The 17855-nt window shown below is 56.4% G+C and carries 16 protein-coding genes; 10 read left to right on the forward strand and 6 right to left on the reverse strand.

Features of this window, described 5'->3' with window-relative positions:
• The first annotated feature begins 224 nt into the window (after window positions 1-224).
• From FIU93_RS20240 to hspQ, 3 genes are all read left to right on the forward strand, one after another.
• Window positions 225-1190, forward strand: coding sequence for a lysophospholipid acyltransferase family protein (locus FIU93_RS20240; RefSeq protein ID WP_152506549.1), 966 nt, complete (start codon window positions 225-227; stop codon window positions 1188-1190).
• An 82-nt stretch (window positions 1191-1272) separates the two neighbouring features.
• Window positions 1273-2313, forward strand: a complete 1041-nt coding sequence (locus FIU93_RS20245) for a CoA ester lyase (RefSeq protein ID WP_152506550.1) — start codon at window positions 1273-1275, stop codon at window positions 2311-2313.
• 102 nt (window positions 2314-2415) lie between these two features.
• On the forward strand, window positions 2416-2739 hold the full coding sequence (gene hspQ, locus FIU93_RS20250; protein ID WP_022998644.1) for a heat shock protein HspQ: 324 nt from the start codon (window positions 2416-2418) through the stop codon (window positions 2737-2739).
• Between the two features lie 100 nt (window positions 2740-2839).
• Here the strand turns inward: hspQ and FIU93_RS20255 are convergent, their stop codons facing one another.
• Window positions 2840-3451, reverse strand: a complete 612-nt coding sequence (locus FIU93_RS20255) for an invasion associated locus B family protein (RefSeq protein WP_022998645.1) — start codon at window positions 3449-3451, stop codon at window positions 2840-2842.
• A gap of 265 nt (window positions 3452-3716) precedes the next feature.
• Here FIU93_RS20255 and FIU93_RS20260 point away from each other — a divergent pair, with 265 nt between their 5' ends.
• The 4 genes from FIU93_RS20260 to FIU93_RS20275 all read left to right on the forward strand — a co-directional run bounded on the left by FIU93_RS20260 (window position 3717) and on the right by FIU93_RS20275 (window position 9234).
• Window positions 3717-5588, forward strand: a complete 1872-nt coding sequence (locus FIU93_RS20260; RefSeq protein WP_152506551.1) for an extracellular solute-binding protein — start codon at window positions 3717-3719, stop codon at window positions 5586-5588.
• A 24-nt stretch (window positions 5589-5612) separates the two neighbouring features.
• Window positions 5613-7244 carry a class I adenylate-forming enzyme family protein gene (locus tag FIU93_RS20265; RefSeq protein WP_152506552.1) on the forward strand — a complete coding sequence of 544 codons (1632 nt, stop codon included), beginning with the start codon at window positions 5613-5615 and terminating at the stop codon, window positions 7242-7244.
• Window positions 7245-7356: 112 nt separating this feature from the next.
• On the forward strand, window positions 7357-8439 hold the full coding sequence (locus FIU93_RS20270) for a hypothetical protein (RefSeq protein ID WP_209010181.1): 1083 nt from the start codon (window positions 7357-7359) through the stop codon (window positions 8437-8439).
• A gap of 120 nt (window positions 8440-8559) precedes the next feature.
• On the forward strand, window positions 8560-9234 hold the full coding sequence (locus FIU93_RS20275; RefSeq protein ID WP_152506553.1) for a DsbA family oxidoreductase: 675 nt from the start codon (window positions 8560-8562) through the stop codon (window positions 9232-9234).
• 75 nt (window positions 9235-9309) lie between these two features.
• Here FIU93_RS20275 and eno read toward each other — a convergent pair whose 3' ends face one another.
• Both eno and kdsA read right to left on the reverse strand, forming a co-directional pair.
• Entirely contained in the window at window positions 9310-10584 is a 1275-nt protein-coding gene (eno, locus tag FIU93_RS20280) for a phosphopyruvate hydratase (RefSeq protein WP_031268504.1), read from the reverse strand.
• A 141-nt stretch (window positions 10585-10725) separates the two neighbouring features.
• Window positions 10726-11574 (reverse strand): 3-deoxy-8-phosphooctulonate synthase, encoded by an 849-nt coding sequence (kdsA, locus tag FIU93_RS20285; protein WP_062488766.1) that lies wholly within the window; start codon window positions 11572-11574, stop codon window positions 10726-10728.
• Between the two features lie 393 nt (window positions 11575-11967).
• Here kdsA and galU point away from each other — a divergent pair, with 393 nt between their 5' ends.
• The 3 genes from galU to FIU93_RS20300 all read left to right on the forward strand — a co-directional run bounded on the left by galU (window position 11968) and on the right by FIU93_RS20300 (window position 14898).
• On the forward strand, window positions 11968-12861 hold the full coding sequence (galU, locus tag FIU93_RS20290) for a UTP--glucose-1-phosphate uridylyltransferase GalU (RefSeq protein WP_152506554.1): 894 nt from the start codon (window positions 11968-11970) through the stop codon (window positions 12859-12861).
• A gap of 112 nt (window positions 12862-12973) precedes the next feature.
• Entirely contained in the window at window positions 12974-14278 is a 1305-nt protein-coding gene (locus FIU93_RS20295; protein ID WP_152506555.1) for a nucleotide sugar dehydrogenase, read from the forward strand.
• A 209-nt stretch (window positions 14279-14487) separates the two neighbouring features.
• Entirely contained in the window at window positions 14488-14898 is a 411-nt protein-coding gene (locus FIU93_RS20300) for a DUF4864 domain-containing protein (RefSeq protein WP_286202370.1), read from the forward strand.
• Between the two features lie 36 nt (window positions 14899-14934).
• Here FIU93_RS20300 and tgt read toward each other — a convergent pair whose 3' ends face one another.
• The 3 genes from tgt to FIU93_RS20315 form a co-directional block, all read right to left on the reverse strand.
• Complete coding sequence (gene tgt / locus FIU93_RS20305) at window positions 14935-16089, reverse strand: tRNA guanosine(34) transglycosylase Tgt (RefSeq protein WP_152506557.1); 1155 nt, start codon at window positions 16087-16089, stop codon at window positions 14935-14937.
• A gap of 9 nt (window positions 16090-16098) precedes the next feature.
• Window positions 16099-17172: a tRNA preQ1(34) S-adenosylmethionine ribosyltransferase-isomerase QueA gene (gene queA, locus FIU93_RS20310; protein ID WP_152506558.1), complete on the reverse strand. Its 1074-nt coding sequence runs from the start codon at window positions 17170-17172 to the stop codon at window positions 16099-16101.
• Between the two features lie 193 nt (window positions 17173-17365).
• On the reverse strand, window positions 17366-17839 hold the full coding sequence (locus FIU93_RS20315) for a peptidylprolyl isomerase (RefSeq protein WP_022998657.1): 474 nt from the start codon (window positions 17837-17839) through the stop codon (window positions 17366-17368).
• Window positions 17840-17855 lie beyond the last annotated feature (16 nt).

Genomic DNA, 17855 nt, shown 5'->3' on the forward strand with positions numbered 1-17855 from the left:
CAAATACCAAAGATGAAGACGACGCGTTGTATCGCGGTTGGTTGGGTTTGAAGGCGCTTGCATCTTGCGCCTGGCTTGGATATGGACGCGTGACTTGGAGGTCACCTCGGTGATCCGCATTCCAATCAGGTCTGAGGGCGCATCGCAAGGCCCCAATCAGTCGGACAAGGTCGGAAGTGCCCTCTTTTCAGGACGGGCGGACAACATGAAAGCATTCGGTCGTAATGTCCCGCAAAAAAAAGCATCGTAAACACCCGAAGCTCACAGCTGTGCAAAACCGGGTGGAAGGCTTTGCGCTGACGTTGGCCATCTGGCTGTTTCGCCTGATCCCCGTAGACGTTGCCTCCTATGTCATGGGTGCATTCTGGCGTCGGCTGGCACCGTTCAATCCCAGACACAAGCGTGCTCTGCGCCACTTGAAGAAGGCCTTTCCGGGCATGCGGCGCGCGGAACGAGAACTGATTGTGCGTGGGATGTGGGAGAACCTCGGCCGCGTGGCAGCCGAAACATTCCACATCGACCGGCTTCTGAAACAGGACTACCGGTTTGAAGCAGTTGCGGATGAAATCACCGATCAGGTTCTGAACGGCGAGCGTGCCTGTTTGTTCGTTTCATTCCACAGCGCAAACTGGGAATTGTGTGTTCAGCCCGCCGTCCGGCGCGGTATCGAGATAACCGGCGTCTATCAGGCTCTGCGCAATCCGGAGGCCGACAAGGCCCTGCAGGCGCTGAGGAAAGACCTCTACAAAGGCGGTCTTTTGTCGAAAAGCCACCAGACAGCTCGCAAGATCCTGGCGACCCTGAAAAGCGGCGGTATCGTCGCGATGATGGGAGATCTCAGGGAAACGCGCGGTGTGCAAGTGCCCTTTTTCGACCAGATGGCATACGCCACGCCAGTCCCGGCTTCGCTCGCCCGGTCCTGCAACGTGCCGATTGTTCTCGGCCGGGTCGTACGCAAGAAAGGTGTGCATTTCCGGATTGAGGCCCAGGCTGTTGAAGTGCCTGTAACGGGTGACAGGCAGGCGGATATCGAGGTCGCAACAGCAAGGATCCACGCAATTTTCGAAAGCTGGATCCGCGAACACCCCGAACAATGGATGTGGATCCACAAGAAGTGGGCGCCTCCAGGTAAAACGTCTGCCCAGAAGCAGGCCCGGCGCGCAGCAGCGGCTCGCCTGGAAGACGATTAAGCCTGTTCTCCTTTCGGGGTATGGTTGCAGCGCAGCATTGACGTTATAGCTATTCCTCAAACTGGTGGAGGACAGCTGTTTCATGAAAACCCCAAGCGCATTCTACAAGCCGCTCGCAATCGGCGCGCCGGACCCGTATCGCGAACTTCCCGTCTCGCTGGAGCGCATGATCCATTTCGTCCCTCCGCATATTGAAAAGATGCGGTCCAAGGTGCCGGATCTCATCAAGAACGTCGATGTCGTACTCGGCAACCTTGAAGATGCAATCCCCGCCGATGCCAAGACGGACGCCCGCAGGGGCTTCATTAAAATGGCGCAGGATAATGACTTCGGCACCACAGGCCTGTGGACCAGGGTAAATTGCCTCAACAGTCCCTGGTTTCTCGACGACCTTCTTGAGATTGTTCCTGCTGTTGGAGAAAAACTCGACGTGGTGATGCTTCCCAAGGTGGAAGGCGCCTGGGACATTCACTATCTCGACCAATTGCTTGCGCAGCTGGAAGCCAAGGCTGGTCTTTCCAAGCCGATCATGATCCACGCCATTCTGGAAACGGCCGAAGGCGTCAAGAACGTCGAAGAGATTGCAGCAGCCAGTCCGCGGATGCATGGTATGAGCCTGGGACCGGCAGACCTTGCGGCTTCGCGAGGCATGAAAACAACACGTGTGGGCGGCGGCCATCCCGACTATGCGGTCCTTTCAGATGCTGACGGCGCAGGTGGCCGAACCGCTTATCAGCAGGATCTTTGGCATTACACGGTCGGAAAGATGGTCGATGCCTGCCTGTCTTACGGCCTGAAGCCTTTCTACGGCCCGTTTGGTGATTTTTCCGATGCGGCAGCCTGCGAAAGTCAGTTCCGCAATGCATTCCTGATGGGCTGCCTTGGCGCGTGGTCCCTGCATCCGACACAAATCCAGATCGCGAAGAAGGTTTTCTCTCCGGATCCAGGCGAAGTCGCCTTTAGCCGCAAGATCCTTGAGGCTATGCCGGATGGAACCGGTGCCGTGATGATCGACGGCAAGATGCAGGATGATGCAACCTGGAAGCAGGCAAAGGTGATCGTCGACCTTGCAAAACTGGTTGCATCCAAGGACGCGGAACTCGCGGAGGTCTACGGCCTTTAGACTTTCGCAAGGCTCGTCGTCTAAGGTTTAATGTTACAATGCTTGCACGCCGGCTGCCGACACGGTATCCCGGCAGTGCATGCAGTATGCGGACGAGTAACCATGCGAACGGCAAAATTCAGAATTGGCCAGGTCGTCCGGCACCGGATCTACCCCTTCCGTGGCGTTATTTTCGATGTCGATCCGACCTTCAGCAATACGGAAGAATGGTGGAACGCCATCCCGGAGGACGTGCGTCCTTTGCGCGACCAGCCGTTCTATCATCTCCTCGCCGAGAACGAGGAGACCGAATATGTGGCCTATGTCAGCGAACAGAACCTGGAAGCGGATATGACCGGCGAACCGGTGCGCCATCCGCAGGTTGAAGAGATTTTCGAGGAACAGACGGACGGCTCATATCTACCGCGCAGCGTAGAGATCCACTAATCGTCCCAATTCCCGGCGGTTTTCAGTCTTGATCTTCGAATACAAAAAAGGCCGGAACTTTCAAAGTTCCGGCCTTCTTCAATTTTGGCAAAGCAGCCTGTTACTGGCTTTGCTTCTGAGCGTCGATCAGCTTCTGACGCGCTTCGTCAGCGCGCTTCTGCAATTCGCTCTGCAGTTCTTCCTGACGCTTTTGCAGCTCGGCAATGTTCATCGGCTCGCCGTCGTAAACCTTGGTGAAGCCGATCAGGGTCATCTTGAAGACGATTTCCTTGGCTTGCTGGTTATACGGAGCCACAATCACCTCACCACCCTGCTTCATGGTGTTGATGAACGAGTCATCAATCGCCAGTTCAGCGTAGCAGGCATTGGGTGCGCAGATGCTGTACTTGCCCTGTACGGGCTTGCCATCATCGATCTGAATGCGCACACCCGGCTGGATAAGAACGCCGGTCGGTACAGCGACCAGCAGTTTCTTGCGGGCTTCGCCCTCAGTTTCCTGAATAGCAATGTTACTCAGGAACTGTCCGGTATTTGTGCGCAATTCAATCGAAATAAAGCAGATTTCCTTCTGCGTGTTCGGATTGGTGTTACACGCTTTCGTCCATGGGCTTTTTTCTTCCTGGGCGATTGCGGGTGCACCTGCAAAAGAAGATAGGGCTACGAACGCACCTACTGCACATCCGAACAATCCTCTTTTCAAAACACTCGTCATCGATACGTCCTCAATCGTGCGTGTACGAAACTTTCGCGTTGTTCTGAGCCATTCCGGAACCAACCGCAAGGCCCGTAACGACATTCAAACCGTGAAACCATGGTAAGACACTTAATTTGGGCGAGAGGGTGGCCGATTTGCAACGCACCCCTATTGGCGAATTGAAACCTGAATATCTTGCGGTTTGTTGCTTGTCCCGGGCGCGTCCGTAGGAACCCTGTGCTACTGTAATCGCTGAGAATCAACAGAATCTCCGGCGGTGGTGATGCGTAGTTCGATAGTTTCCGGTCTTCTTTTTCATGCCGGCAAGGCGATCGGTTTGGCAACCTCGTCTGCATGCCTGCTTGCCTTGGCAATCAGCCTGCCCGTCAGCGCGGACGATGAAAACGTGCCCTGGACGCATGCCATCGCCATGCACGGGACACCAGCACTTGGACCTGACGAACCCTTTCCCTACGCCAACCCCGATGCGCCCAAGGGCGGCACAATCACGCTTGGTGTACAGGGAACCTTCGACAGCCTGAATTCCTTCATTGTACAGGGCGGCTGGACCTCGGCACGTGGAATGCGCGAACGCGAATTCGGCAACAACATTCTGGAAAGCCTGATGGTCCGCTCCTATGCGGAACCCTTCTCCCTTTACGGTCTTCTGGCGCAACGTGTGCGCATGCCGGACAGCCGGGAGTGGATCGAGTTCGAGCTTAATCCGGATGCAAGGTTTTCCGACGGGACACCAGTCACAGTCGATGATGTCATCTTTTCTCTGGAAGTGATCCGCGACAAGGGGCGCCCGCCCTATCGAAACTGGTATGCGGCCATCACCGAAAAGCAGGTCACCGCACCGAACCGGTTGAAGCTGGTATTCGAAAACGGTGAAAACCGCGAACTGCCGCTGTTGATCGCGTTGGCTCCAATTTATTCCAAGGCAGCCACGGATGCGGAGAATTTCGACAAATCGTCGTTGAACCCGCCAACCGGCACAGGGCCGTACACCTTCAAGACGATCGAGCCAGGCAGGCTCGTCGTTTATGAGAAGAACCCGGACTATTGGGCCAAGGATCTGCCTGTCAAAGCCGGTTTCGACAATTTCGACGAGATCCGGGTAGAATATTTCCGCGACGAGACGACCTTGCAGGAATCCTTCAAGAAGGGCCTGGTCCAGGCGTTGCAGTTCCGGGATCCTGCCCGTTGGGCAACGGGGCTTGATTTTCCGGCAGTGAAAAATGGCGATGTTCTCAAGCGGGCAATTCCGCTCGGGATTCCCGCCGCCATGCAGGGCATCGCATTCAACACCCGCAAAGACCAGTTCTCCGACCCGGCCGTGCGCAAGGCCTTGCGCATGCTGTTCGATTTTGAATGGGTGAACCGCAATCTCTATTACGGACTTTACACGCGCACGGCAGGGTACTGGGACAATTCCGAGCTTTCATCGATCGGCCGTCCGGCAAGCGACCGGGAAAAGGAATTGCTGGCTCCCTTTCCTGATGCAGTCGATCCCGAGGTGATGGACGGCACCTGGCGTCCGGCAGAAGCAGACGGTTCAGGACGTGACAGAAAAGTGCTGCGGGCAGCGCTGGAAGCCTTCGGCAAGGCCGGTTACAGGCTCAAGGACGGAAAACTCCTGCACTCCGAAAACGGCAATCAGCTTTCCTTTGAAATTCTTGCCAAGAATGAGGACGAAGAAAAGCTGGCTCTTGCCTATATCCGTACTCTTGAGTTGCTCGGCGTATCCGCAAGCGTACGCAGTGTAGATCCGTCGCAATTCGAAGACCGCAGGACGAAACGCGAGTTTGATATGGTGTTCAACACCTGGTTCTCCTCGCTGTCTCCCGGCGCCGAGCAATACGGACGCTGGTCGTCAAAAGCAGCGGAAACGGAAGGATCCTTCAACTTTGTGGGCGCACATGAACCGGCGATCGATGCGATGATCGACGAGATTGTCGGAGCAAGGAGCCGCGACGAATTCGTGGCTGCCGTTCGCGCATTCGACCGCGTTTTGATTTCGGGAGCCTACGCGGTCCCGCTTTATCATGTCGCGGACGATTGGGTGGCGCACTGGAAGCAGATCGTTCCGCCGCAAAACGAGTCGCTTTACGGCCACGAGTACGACACCTGGTGGTCGGCCACGGCGCAATAATCGGACCAATGGACGAAAAACAAGATGAAAGCCACGCCTGAAAGCCTGTCTACGGAGTATCATGAAAGCGGAGCCTGTTCCGATGTGCCGCTTGATGAAATGTTCCGCAAGACAGCCGCAGAACACCCCGACCGGCTTGCGCTGGTTGATGCTCCTGACAGGGCTACCTGGACAGGTGGTGCTCCCCGAGCGTTGAGTTATGCCGAAGCCGATCGGGAAATTGATCGTCTTGCCGCTTTCTACACCACCGTCGGACTGTCATCCGATCATGTCGTCGGTGTCCAGGCTCCCAACACGGTCGATACCGTAATCGCGATCCTGGCAGCCCTGCGAGCAGATCTGATCATTTCTCCCTTGCCATTGCACTGGCGGCAGAAGAACGTTCTGGAAGCCTTGAACTCCATAGGCGCCAAGGGATTTGTCGCGGCCGACCGGGTGGAAACACGCGAGGTTGGCGTTGCCGCACGCGATGTTGCTGCGGATCTGTTCTCGTTGCGGTTTGTTTTCGGCCTTGGCAAGGACGTTCCCGATGGATTGATTGAATTGGGGCCGATGCTTGCCGAAATGGGTGACGATCTGAAGTTCACTCCGAGTGAGCGCCCTGATCCGGCTGACCACACCGCGACCATCTGCTGGAGCCGAAGCGGCGAGGAAAACGTTCCGGTTACCCGCTGCCATAACCATTGGGTATCGGTCGCACAGATGATCGTGCAGGAAGCTCATGTGCGCGATGCCAGCGTGATGGTCCTCCCCTATTCGCTTAGTGGCTTGACCGGCCTGGGCGGAGGACTGGTTCCCTGGTTGCTCACCGGCGGCACCTTGCATCTGCACCACCCGACTTCACTTGCCAATCTTGCCGCTCATGCCAACGAGGTTCAGGCGGATATCGTCATGACACCCGGGCCGCTGGCACAGACGCTCGACCGTAAACTTGAAAACACCAAGACGACGCTACTTGCAGCCTGGAATATCGCGGCCCCGCACCCGACGACTTTCGTTGCGCGGCGCCGTCTGATCGATCTTCACATCGCTGACGAATTCGCACTCGTTGCCAAGGCGCGAGGTCCCTCGGCGAAGATGAAGGCCACCGCGCTGGGAAAGCATAGCGGGCCGATCGGGTGTGAAAGCGGGCCAGCCCTTCTTGAGATTGCGGTCACCGACGAGGTGGATACGCAAGCTCCAACGCTTCTGGTGAAGGGCCCCATGGTTCCCGATGTCGGATGGCGAACCATCAACGGTGACCAGCGGCGAGTCCGCTGGGAAGGTACCGGTTTTCTGAATACCAACATCAAGGTTGAACTGACGGATGGCGGCATCGCAGGTTTCGGTATCCCGGGCCACTATGCCCTCGGCACCGGCAACCTTGAAACGGTGGATGTTGTCTACGCAGGGTATCCTGGCGTCAAGGAAGCTGCCGCCTTCATAGTGGAAGATCCTCTCCTCGGAGCCAGGATGTACGCAGCGCTTGTACCCGAGGCCGGGAACGTTCCTGATGCGGGTGCCTTTTTCGCGTATCTGGATGCCGAAGGCGTGGACCTTGCCAAGATCCCCCATCGTGTGTTGATTTTACAGTCTCTGCCGCGGAACGAGGATGGAACCATCAGCCGTGAACGGCTGACCATGCGGACACAGCGATTGCCTGCTGCCGTGGCGTAGGTGGGGATAAGGAATGGATGTTGAAACCTCGCTTTCCTGGCGCGGCCCGTATTGGTATGCGGGACGTCGGCCAAGGCGGAGCAGCAATGGTGATGCGCCAGAAGATTTAGACGTGTCGCTTATCAGCATGTTCGACCGTCGCAGCAAGCTGCCCATGGCGCTGCCCGCAGCGATCGTGGTTGATATCAGCATCCTGGAAAACGACCGCAGAGACGAATTCTTTTCCTGGCTGCTTCCGCAAATCAGACTCCTGGCAAGTGAAGTCCCTTTCTACATCCTCACCGGCAGCGACGATATTCTGCCTCCCGGTCTGCAACCGACTGCAATCATCGACAAGGTCGTGCCCGATGAAGTCCTGCTGATGTTGATATGCATTCATCAGCGCGCATTGCTTCGGTCAGAGGAAGCCCAACTTCGCAGACGTATTTTTGGCAGGATTCCAGGTTTCGGGAGCGCTCCGCATCATTCAGGAACCAGCAGCCTGCTTGTCGTTGGCCTGAGCGGTCGGTTTCTTGAATGGCAGGACGCCAGTGAAGAAAAGGTCGAGGTTGTCGGTGCATTCGACGGCAGCATGGCGGTCGAATTCATGTCCAAACGTGCATTTGACGCCGTGGTCATTGATGCCCCCTTTGAAGATGCCGTCGACTATATGCAGCAGATTCGCCGGGATGCCCGTTTCGCGGGGTTGCCGGTTCTGGCTGTCTGTGAGCGGGAGGAAGATCTCGTTCAACTGTTCCGAAACGGAGCTTCGGACGTGCTGGTTGGAGAAAACCGCAAGGAAACCCTCGCCCGCCGGCTAAACTCCGCCACCCGCTTTGGCAAGAGGCGCCGTCTTGCAGACAGGGTGCTTGCGGAAAGCCACATGTGGTTGCGCCAGCAGATCCTTCAGGGCGGACTTGGTGTGGATGATTATACGAACTATCTCGAAGCCTGCAGCAACGGCCTTGCGGCGCGTGGCCTCGATCTTTGGGAAATGAGGCTTCAGCCGGAAAACTTCGGCATTGCCGTCACTTCCGCTGAAGAACTGGAAGACATCAACACGACATTGCTGTCCATCGCGGACGCCACCAGCCGTGACGAGGACCTTGTCTGCCTGGTGAAGGACTTCGGGCCGGTTGCCGTCTTGAAGAACGAGGCTGGCACGACAAGGCTGCAGAAGCGGATCAGCTCGATCCTCACACACACTGTTCTGTGAACAGACGCTGGTCTGTATGCGTCTTTTGTCTATTGCCTTAACACTGCCGCGAATTTGGGGTTGGCATATTTGTCAGAGTCTTTAGCCTGACAAAAATATCTCCAACGTTCTGGATGTCCGATGACCCTATCATCCGCCCTTACCGTCGATGTCGTATCCGATGTGATGTGCCCCTGGTGCTTCATTGGTAAAAGACGCCTTGAAACGGCGTTGAAGTCGGTTCCGCAGCTCGATGTGCTGGTTCGTTGGCACCCCTTTCAACTTGACGCGACCTTGCCGAAGACTGGCAAGGACAGAAAACAGTATCTGAGCGACAAGTTCGGTGGTCTGGAGCGGGCGGACACGTTCTACAAACAAATCCGTGCAGCGGGACAGGAGGAAGGCATCAATTTTGCTTTTGATGATATCACCTTGTCGCCGAATACCCTTGATTGCCACAGACTGATCCTTTGGTCACGTGACGACGATCTTCAGGACGAAGTCGTGGAGCTTTTGTTCAAGGCCTATTTCCTGAATGGAGAAGATCTGACACGCCCCGAGGTTCTTGTGCGAATTGCCGAGGAAGCAGGGATGCAGTCCGATCTGGTGGAGCATCTATTGGGAACCGAAACCGATCTCGACAAGGTCGAGGCCCAGATTGCCAACGCTCAAAAGTCCGGGATCACGGGTGTGCCATGTTTCATTATCGATGGCAGGTTTGTTCTGGCAGGTGCAGAAAAACCGGAAACAATTGCCGCAGCGCTTCTACATGCCGACGAAACACGGACCGATCCACAGGCAGCAGTTTCCAATTAAAAGCAGTTTGAGCTGCCGAAACAAAAAAGCCCCGCACGAATGCGGGGCTTTTCTGATTTTGCTGACCCGAAAAGATCAGCCGCGCAGAATGGAACGGCCTGCATAAACCGCCTGTGCGCCCAGTTCTTCCTCGATACGGATGAGCTGGTTGTACTTTGCGAGCCGGTCGGACCGTGCGAGTGAACCGGTTTTGATCTGGCCGCAGTTGGTGGCAACCGCGAGGTCAGCAATGGTGCTGTCCTCGGTCTCGCCCGAGCGGTGGGACATCACAGCGGTGTAGGCAGCCTTGTGTGCGGTCTCGACGGCGTCCAGTGTTTCGGACAGCGTACCGATCTGGTTGACCTTGATCAGGATCGAGTTGGCAACGCCGAGGTCGATACCCTTGCGCAGACGCTCGGAATTGGTGACGAACAGGTCGTCGCCGACCAGTTGGCACTTGTTGCCGATAAGGTCGGTCGTCGCTTTCCAACCGTCCCAATCGTCTTCTGCCAGACCGTCTTCGATCGAGATGATCGGGTAGCGGGAAACGAGGTCGGCGAGATATTTTGCCATTTCCTCAGGAGCCAGCGTCTTGCCTTCGCCTTCCAACACATATTTGCCGTCCTTGAAGAACTCGGTCGATGCCGCGTCCAATGCCAGGAAGACATCTTCGCCTGGCTTGTAGCCGGCGGTTTCGATCGCCTTCATGACGAAGCCGATAGCTGCGTCGGTCGATTCCAGATTGGGAGCAAAGCCGCCTTCGTCGCCAACATTGGTGTTGTGACCGGCTGCGTTCAGTGCCTTTTTCAAGGTGTGGAAAATTTCAGAACCCATGCGCACGGCATCGCCAAGGGACTCGGCGCCAACCGGCATGATCATGAATTCCTGGAAATCGATCGGATTGTCGGCATGCGCGCCGCCATTGATGATGTTCATCATGGGAACCGGAAGCGTGCGGGCAGAGGTGCCGCCCACATAGCGGTAGAGCGGCAGACCGGATGCCTGGGCAGCGGCGCGGGCAACCGCGAGCGATACGCCCAGTATGGAGTTGGCGCCAAGACGCGACTTGTTGTGTGTACCGTCGAGATCAATCATGGCCTGGTCGATCTGAAGCTGATCTTCAGCGTCCAGACCGCCAACGGTCTCGAAAATTTCTCCGTTCACGGCATCAACTGCATTCTGGACACCCTTGCCCATGAAGCGGTCACCGCCATCGCGCAGTTCGACGGCTTCGTGTGCACCGGTGGAAGCTCCGGACGGAACGGCTGCCCGGCCGAAGGAACCGTCCTCCAGGAAAACGTCGACTTCAACGGTCGGGTTACCACGGCTGTCAAAGATCTGACGGCCGATAACATCGATAATGGCGGTCATGGAAAGAACTCCCTTGTCGCATGCACCTGAATTGACGGTCTGCCGGAGAAATTCCGGCCGTTTGGAAGCCGGAGCACCGGCGTTTTTCCGGAGCTCTTGCCCCTCAAAGGAAAGCCGCACACGAGGTGCGGCTGAAATTGACTATTCTGCAGCGGCTGCCGGTGCCTTGACGACGTTGTCCAGTGCCTTCAACTGGGCCAGCAACGCTTCGAGTTGGTCGAGCGGCACCATATTCGGACCATCTGACGGGGCGTTGTCCGGATCAGGGTGCGTTTCGATGAAGAGACCTGCAACACCCACGGCCACTGCAGCACGCGCAAGAACGGGCACCATTGTCCGGTCACCGCCGGTGGAAGCACCCTGCCCGCCCGGTTGCTGCACGGAATGTGTTGCATCAAAAATGACCGGCGCACCGGTCTGTGCCATGATCGGCAGCGAACGCATATCGGTAACAAGCGTGTTGTAGCCGAAGCTGGCGCCGCGTTCGGTCAACATGACATTGGCATTGCCCGAACCGGTCACTTTCCCCAGAACATTTTTCATGTCCCAGGGCGCCAGGAACTGGCCTTTCTTGATGTTGACCACGCGGCCGGTCTTTGCGGCAGCCACAAGCAAGTCCGTCTGGCGGCAGAGGAATGCCGGGATCTGCAGGACATCGACAACTTCCGCAACCGGTGCGCATTGCTCGGGGCTATGCACATCGGTCAAGACCGGCATGCCGAATTTTTCCTTCACTTCGGCAAAGATCGGCATGGCTTCTTCCATGCCAACACCCCGTTTTCCTGCGAGAGATGTCCGGTTGGCCTTATCGTATGAAGTCTTGTAAATGACGCCGATACCGAGACGATCCGTAATTTCCTTGATCGCGGCTGCGCATTCCAGTGCGTGTTCGCGGCTTTCAAGCTGGCACGGGCCGGCAATGAGACTGAAAGGCGCATCATTGCTGAAGGTTACATTGCCAACGGAAACTACGCGGTTTGCCTCGGTCATTTTCCACCTTATGCCATGCGGTTGCCGTTTGAGCGCGGCAACTCGTTCAGGAAACAAGTCCCATCTTGGAACTTGCGGAGTTCCATAGCGTTCTTTTTGCCTGCCCGCAACATCGCTCTGGCGGAAAGCGGACAAGCCTTAAATCGATTTAAAAGTGTGTAGTCTCAGCCCGACATAAAATGATCACTTTGTCGAAGTTATTGCGTTAGTATTGCAGTGCACAAGCTTGCAACCGGCCAAAGGCCTGAGGGTCCGGCTGATTGCCACTTGGGCTAAATGCAACGTCGCGCCCGCGGACGATCTGAGTTTAGAACGTGTATTCGACGGCTCATGAGACTATTAGTGGGTAAAAGAAGATTGAGTTCGTATTTGTAGACCATCGGAAGGCCTGACATGAACAAGCCCATTCGCAAAGCGATCCTGCCCGTGGCAGGTCTTGGCACTCGGTTTCTGCCCGCGACCAAGGCAGTACCGAAGGAAATGCTGACGATCGTTGACCGTCCGATCATCCAGTATGTGGTGGATGAAGCACGGGCCGCAGGTATCGAACATATCGTTTTCGTCACCGGGCGAAACAAACAGGTTATCGAAGATCATTTCGATATGGCCTATGAGCTGGAAGATACCCTCAAGGCGAGAAACAAGACTGCTGCTCTGGAACTGCTTGAAAAGCACCGCCCGGTTCCGGGTGCCACTTCCTTCACCCGTCAGCAGGCCCCGCTTGGCCTCGGCCACGCTATCTGGTGCGCACGCGATATTATCGGCAACGAGCCCTTTGCCATTCTGTTGCCGGACGTGATTATCAAGTCTCAGGTCAGCTGCCTCAAGCAGATGGTAGACCTCTATCAAAATACGGGTGGCAACATCATCGCCGTGGAAGAAGTTCCCGAAGACCAGACAGATCAGTACGGCATTGTGGAACTCGACGGAGAACTCGGTGCAAATGCGCACAAGATCTCAAACATGGTCGAAAAGCCTGCCCCCGGTACGGCGCCTTCCAATTTGATGATCACCGGCCGCTACATTCTTCAGCCGGAAATTTTCGATCTCCTGTCCAACCAGCGCAAAGGTGCAGGTGGCGAGATCCAATTGACCGACAGCATGCTGGCCTTGATGAAGGAACAGCACTTCGCGTCGCTCAAGTTCGAAGGTCGGAGCTACGACTGCGGTAACAAGGTCGGCTTCCTGAGCGCCAATATCGCATTCGGCATGGACGATCCGAAACTTGCTCGGGAACTGGTTCCGTTCATGGAAGAGATCATTCGCAAACCCTTGGCCGCCGAATAATCTGCGATCGTTTTCACTGCGGACTTGAAAAGGTTCGCCAGAAGCCTTTAGGAGTGGGCCGGGTCTTGCGCAAGACCCGGCCCTTTCCGTTTGCTTCAATCCCGGATGCCTCATGCACGACAATTCCATTCACTCCACCAAGATCGCGGTTATCGGTCTGGGTTATGTCGGTCTGCCCGTGGCGGTGGCCTTCGCTGCGAAGGGTTTTGACGTTCTCGGGTTCGATATAAACGAAAACCGGTTGAACGAGTTGCGCAGCGGTCAGGACAGCACGTCGTCTGTCGATGACGCGGATCTGCAGCAGGAATCGCTGTTTTTTTCCAACAACGAAAAGGATCTGAGCGATCGGGATGTCTTGATCGTGGCCGTGCCGACACCTGTCGATCACGCCAAACGACCCGACCTTTCGCCTTTCAGAAACGCAGCTGCAACCGTCGGCCGCAATCTGAAACCAGGGGCCATCGTTGTCTTTGAATCAACCGTGTATCCGGGGGCAACCGAAGAGATCGCAGTTCCCGTCCTCGAGACGGAATCGGGGCTGCTCTTCAACAGGGATTTTGCCGTCGGTTATTCGCCAGAGCGCATAAATCCTGGCGATACCGAGCGAGGCTTTGCTGACATCACCAAAATCGTTTCGGGTTCCAGCCCGGAAACAGCCGAAACTCTCAATACGCTCTATGGAGCGGTTGTCACGGCTGGTATTCACCTTGCTCCGTCGATCCGCGTAGCGGAAGCGGCGAAGGTGATTGAGAACACACAACGCGATCTCAATATTGCTCTCATGAACGAACTGGCGATGCTATTCCACCAGATGGGCATCGATACCCGGGACGTGTTGAAGGGGTCTTCGACCAAATGGAACTTCCTACCGTTCCAGCCGGGACTGGTCGGGGGGCACTGCATCGGTGTCGATCCCTATTACCTGACCCACAAGGCACACGAGATCGGCATGACACCTCAGGTTATTCTGGCGGGTCGCGGCACCAACGAAGCAATGCCGGCATTTATTGCAGGCAAGATCATCCAGGAAAGCGTGAAGCTTGGCATGCCCATGCCTCCGAAAGTTGTCGTTCTCGGCATTACCTACAAGGCGAATGTGCCTGATACCCGTAATTCCAAGGTCGTCGATCTCATCAGGGAGTTGGAAAAGTTTGGGGCGCGTGTTCAGGTCTGTGATCCACTTGCGCATCCGGATGAGGTTGCGGCCGAATATGGAATCACCCTCACTCGGCAAGAGGACCTTGATGCTGCGGATGTTGCCGTACTTGCGGTCCCACATCGGCATTTTTTCCAGGATGAAACCGGTTGGCAGGTCCTGAAAGACGTTCTGAAAGATCGACGCGGCCTGGTCGCTGACATACCGGCGCTTTTGGATCGCTCCACTTGTCCGGAGGGAATCCAGCTCTGGCGCCTTTGATTCTACAGGACTATTTCCCGGTTTTGTTGTGCCTCGGTACGCGTGACGAGAATTCGCAGTTCAAGGTCTGCTAAAAAACGGATCAAACTGCCGGGAATTGCCGCAAGGGTTTGCTCGTATTTTAGCAATCTGAAAAGGGTTTCGAGCCGTATACTATTCGGGTTTCAGGAAAGGAGACACCGAACATGGCTCATGCTCGTTTCTGGAAGATGGTGGCGGTGGCCGGCGTCAGCGCGTTGCTGGCTAAAGGGTCTGTCCGCGCCGAAGAAGGGCTCGACAGCAGTGCCTTTCACAAGATCATCAAAAATCAGATGAGTGCCTTTGCGACGGGTAATGCCCAGGCAGCCTTCTCTTTCGCAACCAGTTCCTTGCAACAGCGGTTTCAAACACCAGAGTTCTTCATGGAAATGGTGCGGCAAGGCTACCAGCCAGTTTACAAGCCTCAAAGCGTGACGTTCGGCCGGTCAAAAATGACCAAGCTCGGACCAACGCAGGAAGTCTATGTAACCGGCCCAAATGGTCAAAACTGGTTGGCTCTCTACAGTTTCGAGCAACAGGATGACGGCAGTTGGAAGATTTCCGGGTGCTATCTGACGAAAGCGGACGGATTTTCCGCCTAGTCAGTTACAGCCTGAACCTGGATTGAGTGTGCCGGGTTACAGCGCGGCAATATCGCCGCGCGCCCAGTCTTCCTTGGTTTTCGAGTAGAAGTCTTCGAACGACCCGGCCTCGATCGCGTCGCGCATGCCCTGCATCAGGTACTGATAGTAGGCGATGTTGTTCCAGGTGAGCAGCATGCCGGCCAGTCCTTCGCCAGCCCGCACCAGATGGTGCAGATAGGCTCTGCTGTAGACGCTAGACGCGGGACAGGTGCTCGCCTCGTCCAGCGGGCGTGGGTCGTCCTGGTGACGGGCATTCTTGAGGTTGACCTTGCCATAGCGCGTATAGGCGAGACCGTGACGACCTGCCCGGGTCGGCATCACGCAATCGAACTGGTCAATGCCGCGCTTCACGCTTTCCAGAAGGTCGTCAGGTGTCCCAACGCCCATCAGGTAACGTGGCTTGTCCACCGGCATCACTGGCGTCGTAATGTCGAGCATGCTCAGCATGACGTCCTGAGGTTCACCAACCGCCAGACCACCAACCGAATAGCCTTCAAACGGCATTTTGCCGAGTTCTTCTGCCGAGCGAATACGAAGATCGGGTTGATCACCACCCTGAACGATACCGTAAAGCCCCTGCCCTTTTCCTGGGCCACCCATGGCTTCGAACTGGTTGCGAGAGCGTTCTGCCCATCTGAGAGACAGCTCCATTGCTCTTTGGACTTCTTCACGGGGGCTCGGCAACTTGATGCACTCGTCCAGCTGCATCTGGATATCTGACCCGAGAAGTCCCTGTATCTCGACTGAACGTTCCGGTGTGAGATGGTACTTCTGACCGTCAATGTGGCTTTGAAAACGCACACCGTCTTCATCCAGCTTCCGCAGCTGAGCCAGCGACATCACCTGGAATCCACCGCTGTCGGTCAGGATCGTGTGAGGCCAGTTCATGAAGGTGTGCAGTCCGCCAAGTCTGGCGACCCGTTCGGCAGTCGGGCGAAGCATCAGGTGATAGGTATTGCCGAGCACCACGTCTGCACCGGTTTCCCTCACCTGTTCCGGGTACATCGCCTTCACGGTTGCCTGAGTGCCCACCGGCATGAAAGCGGGTGTACGCACGACACCGTGGGGCGTCGTGATTTCGCCTCGCCGTGCAGCGCCGTCCGTGGTGATCAGCTTGAAGCTGAAGGTCTTGCCGGTTTTTTCAGTCATGATTGGTCCTCAGACAGCACCTTCCTGCGGGAAAAGCAGGGAAGCGTCGCCATAGCTGTAAAAACGGTATTCCTGCGAAATAGCGTGTGCATAGGCACGCCGCATCGTGTCCAGGCCCGAAAGAGCCGACACCAGCATGAACAACGTAGAGCGCGGAAGATGGAAGTTGGTCATCAACGCGTCGATCGCCTTGAAGCGGTAGCCGGGCGTGATGAAGATCGAGGTTTCACCCGCAAAGGCGGCAATGGCGCCACTTGCTTGGGCGGAGCTTTCAAGGATCCGCAGGGATGTCGTGCCGACGCTGACAACCTTGTTTCCCCTTGCCTTGACGGCCAGAAGTGCGGCAGCGGTCTCTTCGGAGATTTCGCCCCATTCTGCGTGCATCTTGTGATCAGCCGTGTCTTCCGCCTTTACCGGCAGAAAGGTGCCGGCTCCGACATGCAGTGTTACGCGGTGCTGTTCGATACCGCGCTCGCTCAATGCCTTCAGCAGTTCAGGCGTAAAATGAAGACCCGCAGTCGGTGCGGCAACGGCACCGTCCTTTTCGGCGAATATCGTCTGATAGTCCTTGCGATCCTGGTCGTCTTCGCCACGCTTTTGCGCAATATACGGTGGCAAGGGTATGTGTCCAACGGATGCGATTGCAATGTCCAGATCAGGTCCGGACCGGTCGAAAGTCAGCAGTACTTCGCCGCTATCTCCCTTGTCGCTCACTTCCGCCGTTAGCCGTGTGCCGAACCCTTCGAAAAGCACAGTGTCGCCAACTTGCAACTTCTTTGCCGGCCGGACGAAGGCCTTCCAGCGGTCTGGTCCGGTGCGCATGTGCAGCGTCGCCCCGATGCCCGCGGTAATATCTCCTCGCAGGCGTGTTCCTTCAAGCTGTGCGGGTATCACCTTGGTATCGTTGAAGACCAGCGCATCGCCGGGCTCCAGCAACAGCGGCAATTCGCGAACACCCTTGTCGGATAGTTCAGGTTCAGCACCTGGTTTAACGACAAGCATGCGAGCGGAATCACGTGGCCGAGCCGGGCGCAAGGCGATCCGTTCGTTGGGAAGAACAAAGTCGAATTGGTCGACGCGCATGGTAATTTGCTACTGACGGATCTCTGGAAGGTTTCGGGGTGCGGTGCCATTCCATCCAGAGTGGCAACCGGACTTTCAGTCAGCGGCTCTTACTGGCGACGGCGGAGCAGGTCAACCGTCTGAGGGGACATCCAAAACAAAACAGCGCGGATGACTGATCCGCGCTGCATCGTTAAAGCCACTTTCAGGTGGTTCAGGCCGCGTCGGCCGCCACTTTCAAGGAGACGATATTGTCCGGATTGGAAACCGGTTCGCCACGCTTGATCTTGTCGACATTGTCCATGCCTTCGATCACTTCACCCCAGACGGTGTACTGACCGTCGAGCCAGGGTGCATCGGTAAAGCAGATGAAGAACTGGCTGTCACCGGAGTTCGGGTCCATTGCGCGAGCCATGGAGCAGGTGCCGCGCACGTGCTTCTCGTTGCTGAATTCCGCTTTCAATTTCTTGCCGGAACCGCCAGTGCCAGTGCCCTGCGGGCAGCCGGTCTGTGCCATGAAGCCGTCGATTACGCGGTGAAAGACGATGCCGTCGTAAAAACCTTCGCGGACCAGTTCCTTGATGCGTGCGACATGCGTCGGCGCGAGGTCCGGCTTCAGTTCGATAACAACCGGTCCCTGGCTGGTTTCCATGAGAAGTGTGTTTTCGGCGTCTTTGATTTCAGCCATCGAGTATCTCCTTGGG

Origin of the sequence: Labrenzia sp. THAF35 (assembly GCF_009363595.1) — a bacterium.
GTDB lineage: Bacteria > Pseudomonadota > Alphaproteobacteria > Rhizobiales > Stappiaceae > Roseibium > Roseibium algicola.